4 protein-coding genes are annotated in these 4374 nt (G+C 57.2%); 2 read left to right on the forward strand and 2 right to left on the reverse strand.

Annotation, left to right across the window (positions count from 1 at the left end):
- Together AC2VLY_RS04090 and AC2VLY_RS04095 are read right to left on the reverse strand one after the other, a co-directional pair.
- The coding region (locus AC2VLY_RS04090; protein ID WP_486921805.1) for an efflux RND transporter periplasmic adaptor subunit at positions 1-995 on the reverse strand (995 nt) is incomplete at its 3' end.
- On the reverse strand, positions 992-2545 hold the full coding sequence (locus AC2VLY_RS04095) for an efflux transporter outer membrane subunit (protein ID WP_486921806.1): 1554 nt from the start codon (positions 2543-2545) through the stop codon (positions 992-994). The genes AC2VLY_RS04090 and AC2VLY_RS04095, both read right to left, overlap by 4 nt.
- Before the next feature lie 175 nt (positions 2546-2720).
- On the opposite strand from AC2VLY_RS04095, the gene AC2VLY_RS04100 reads away from it, so the two are divergent.
- Together AC2VLY_RS04100 and AC2VLY_RS04105 are read left to right on the forward strand one after the other, a co-directional pair.
- A complete protein-coding gene (locus tag AC2VLY_RS04100) occupies positions 2721-3425 on the forward strand; it encodes a response regulator (protein WP_193650383.1) in 705 nt (234 codons plus the stop codon).
- A 110-nt stretch (positions 3426-3535) separates the two neighbouring features.
- A partial coding sequence (locus tag AC2VLY_RS04105) for a histidine kinase dimerization/phospho-acceptor domain-containing protein (protein ID WP_486921807.1) occupies positions 3536-4374 on the forward strand: 839 nt, incomplete at its 3' end.

Raw genomic sequence — 4374 nt, forward strand, 5'->3', positions numbered from 1 at the left:
AGTCCGGAACGAATCACCGTATCCTGGCCCTTCTGCATGCCGGTGAGCACTTTTTGTTCGCGGGCGATCAGCCGATGGTCCGGCCCGGGACTCAGCACATAAACAAAATCACCATAGGTATTGAAACTCACCGCAACAGTAGGAATCACCAGCGCTGCTTTGGGTGCCTCTTTCTCCAGAACCACACGCACAAACATACCCGGCTTCAACCCCGGTTCTGCCTGGAGCAAGGCTCTCACACTGAGGGCGCGATTATCCGCATGCACATGACTGGAAATCGCCTGTACAGAAGCGCTGTAGTGCCGAACTGCGTCGCCATCGTGAATATCCACCTGCACCGGCGCACCTTTGTGCAGGGTCTGGGCATCGCGTTGCGGAACAGTGAAATCAACATACAAATGCTGCAGATTTTCCAGATGCACCACAGCCGTTCCCGCATGAATAAATTCACCGGTATTGACGGTGCGCAGACTGAGCACTCCCGAAAATGGCGCGCGGAGTTGAGTGTCGGCAAGCGACTCCTGCAACGCCGAAACTTCTCCCTGAGAGGCCTCGGCATCGTATTGCGCCTTGTCCAGTGCGGCGGTAGATATACCGTGAATGGCATAAACCTTTTGGGCGCGTCGATAATCGACCAAAGCCAGCCGGGCATGGGCCTGGGCTGCCTGCAACTGCCCCGGCAAGGCACCAGGGTCCAGGGCGAGGAGTAACTGTCCCTTGCGCACCGTTTGTCCCGAATGAAAATACAGTTTCTGAATAACCCCACCGACTTGCGGGCCAAGTGCTGCGCCCTGCTGCGCCACCACCTCGCCAACGGCTGTCAATTCACCCGCTATATTGCGGGTTTTGACTTTTACAGCAGAAACCGTCACCGCCGGATTGGCAGCAGCAATCAATTGGGTATGCAGGCGTTGCTGCCGCCATGCATACCAGCCATACACGGCTCCAAAAAGCAGCACAACAACCAATCCTAAGAGAAGAAACGCCTTTTTCATGCGGGGGCTCCTGCAGTGTTTACCATGGGGGTGTCAGTGGGCACAGAATGCGCTTTGGGTGCTGGTTGATCCGGTTGCCAGCCATCACCCAGCGCCACAAACAGCGCGACGCTATCCAGATAACGCTGACTGCGGCCTTGAATAGCTGCGACCGAATCCTGTTGATAGGCAATTTCGGCATTCAAAACCGTGGCATAGTCCGTAGCACCATCCCGATATCGGGCCTCGGCCAGGTGCAGGGCCCTGGCAGAAGATTGCTGAGCCTGTTTTTGCTGAATATAGGCCGTATCAGCACCCTGCAGGGTGCGCAAGGCATCGGCCACCTGTTTAAAGGCATTCAATACCGTGCTGCGGTACTGGTCACTGGCTACCTGATACTGATCCAACGCCGCACGACGCTCTGCATGCAAGCTGCCACCATTATAAATTGGCGCAGCCAGGCCAGCGCCCAGTGACCAGAGGGTGGAAACCGGGTTGAAAAACAGGCCACCAGTCATGGCTGCCTTGCCAATCTCTGCAGAAATGTTGAATTGAGGGTATAAATTGGCTGCCGCCACATCCGCCTGGGCAGCAGCAACCTTGATCTCCGCTGTTGCCGCCTGGATATCCGGACGATTTTCAGCCAGTGCCGAGGGAATGGTCGTGGGCAAGCGGGCGGGTAAATGCAGACTTTGCAGAGCGGGAATGCTGAGGGCCACATTCGGCGTTTGCCCCAGCAACGCCGCCAGGGCGTGGCGGGCCGCCGCCAGATCTGCCGCAAGAGGGGCAATGCGGGCACGCGCAGCGGCCGTCATGGCCGCCTGCTGTTCTACATTCTGCAGATTCTGATCACCCAGTTTATATTCCTGCTGCAACAGTTTCAGCAAATGGGCATCCGCTGTGGCAATCTGCCGGGCTGCATGCAACTGGGCGCGGGCGGCGGCACCACTGATGACAGCCCGACTGACGTCTGCGGCCAGAAACACTTCACTCTGATGCAGATTGGCCTTGGTCACCGCCGCCTGTGCCCGGGCTGCATGGACCAGATCTTTCTGCCGGCCAAACACATCCGGGTTATAACTGACGTCAATGGTGCCCAGGAAGAGGCTATAGAGATTGCCCGGAATACGGTAACTTTGTCCTCCGTTGGCACCTGTCCGCAAGGCCCGCGCGCGACTGATTCCCGCGTTTGCCGAAACCTGCGGAGCCAGGCCCCCCTGCGCAGCCACCATCAGCGCCTGCTGCCTTGCCAAAGCCGCATGGGCTGCCTGCAAATCCGGATTAGCCTGCATGGCCTGCCGGATATAGTTATTGAGCGGTTTTGAGTGAAACAACAACCACCAGGAACGCGCCTGCTGCCGCGTCCACTGGACTTTTTGCTGGTCTGCCGGCAAAGCAGCGGGATGGGCATTATAAGATGGCGGCGTACGCATCTTCGGTACGGACCAATGGGGGCCCACTGCACAACCCGCCAGACCGATCATCAAACCCGAGCCCAACAATATGGCGATGCCCCGCCTGCGTATTCGGGATCCCGGCCAGCGCCGGGCCGCCGCATTTTCCTGTGCCATGTATTATCCTTGTTCAGGTCCAATGGAAGTTCAGGAAAAGCATAACGGGGTGGCCTGTAACAATCGTGCGCAGACACCGATCCAATATGTAACAAAGTGTCTGTTTATTTCCGGAGTACCCTGCTTGTTACATTTACGTTTGGTCTATCCGCATCCGGGGAGTACAGTACAATGCATGGAAAACAAAGCGCGAATTTTAGTGATAGATGATGACTTGCGACTGCGCAGCCTGGTGGAATCGCATCTTAAGGGCTATGGTTTTATGGTTCAGGGCATGGGTGATGGTCGCCAGATTGAAGCCAGCCTTGCAGAAAACCCGGTAGATCTCATTATTCTCGACCTGGGTCTTCCCCATGAAGATGGCCTGCAGATATGCCGACGCCTGCGCCAGCAGCACGACGTGCCGATTCTCATGCTCACCGCTCGGGGTGACGAAGTCGACCGGATTTTAGGCCTGGAAATGGGTGCCGACGATTATCTGGCCAAACCCTTTCATCCCCGTGAGCTGGTTGCCCGTATCCAGGCCATTTTGCGCCGGGTCCGGGGCAGTGTTCCCAGAACCTCAGGGGTCACCGCCAGCTTTGAAAAGGGTCCCTTTCGGGTGGACATGGGTCGCCAGGAAATTCATCTTCATGACCAGCTCCTCTCCCTGACCAGCGCCGAATTTTTGACCCTGGCCACCCTCATTCAGCATGAAGGACAGGCACTGACGCGTGAAAAACTGATGTGGTTGACGCGTGGCCGTCAGCTGGAAGCCGATGACCGCAGTATCGATATGCAGATATCGCGGCTCCGCCGCCTGCTCGACAAAGGCCCCGGTCGCCCCCGGCACATTCGTACGGTCTGGGGACACGGCTACCTCTTCGTGGCCGAACCCTGAACATCCGTACATATTGGCCCCGCAGTACACTGGGGCGGACCCTGCTGCTACTCGGCCTGCTGCTGCTTGGCACCCAAGCCGCTGTTTACGTTCTTTTTCATCAGTATGTGATGAATCCAGCCGCCGAACGCTTTGCCGAGTTTCTGCTGCAAACCGACCACGCCCTGATCAGTAGCGGGGCACAATATGCCCCCAACGGAAACCTGCAATGGCGACCGGCCAGCGCCAAACCGGGCAAAATTCCAGATAAGTACTTCATGGACAAGACCGCTCACTATGTCCAGCAGCAGGTACCCGGGGCTAGACTCCGCGTAGGTTTGGATGAGGGGACTACTACCTGGATGTGGATACGCGGCGGTCCTCACCAGCCCTGGCTCGGTATGCCGGTATCGCCGATGAACTTTGGTGGGCAGGGATTCATGTTCATGCGTCTTGGAGTCATTGCGTTGGTGACTTTGCTGGGGGCCTGGCTGATTGTCCGCCAGATTAACCGGCCCCTGGCCCGCCTGGCCGCCGAAGCTCCACGCATTGGCCTTGGTGACACCCCCGACACCCTGCAGCCCATCGGTGGTCCCCTGGAAGTACAGCACCTGACTCAGGCCATTACGGGTATGGCCAATGATCTGCATCGTCTTCATGAAGAGCGCACCCTGCTGCTCACGGGCATTTCCCACGAACTCCGGACGCCGCTGTCCCGACTGCTTTTGACCCTGCACTTGCCCGATTCAGATTTTCTGGAACAAAAATCCGCCATGTGTGTGGATGTTAACGAGATGGACGAAACCATAGACAAGTTTCTGACTCTCGTCCGCAGCGGGGATCAGGAAAAAGCCGTTGTCGTCAACGTGCGGAACTGGCTGGAGGAAATGCAGGAAATTGCCAGGGAACGCTATGGGCTGGACATCAGCGTTGCGGAAAATCATTCTGGTGATAGTGCAAATTCTTTTCG

It is taken from the genome of Acidithiobacillus sp. TH-A36 (assembly GCF_057473445.1).

Bases quoted from the DNA above. Each gene is read 5' to 3' on its own strand.
- AC2VLY_RS04095 (WP_486921806.1), bottom strand. From the start codon at position 2,545: ATGGCACAGGAAAATGCGGCGGCCCGGCGCTGGCCGGGATCCCGAATA.
- AC2VLY_RS04100 (WP_193650383.1), top strand. From the start codon at position 2,721: ATGGAAAACAAAGCGCGAATTTTAGTGATAGATGATGACTTGCGACTG.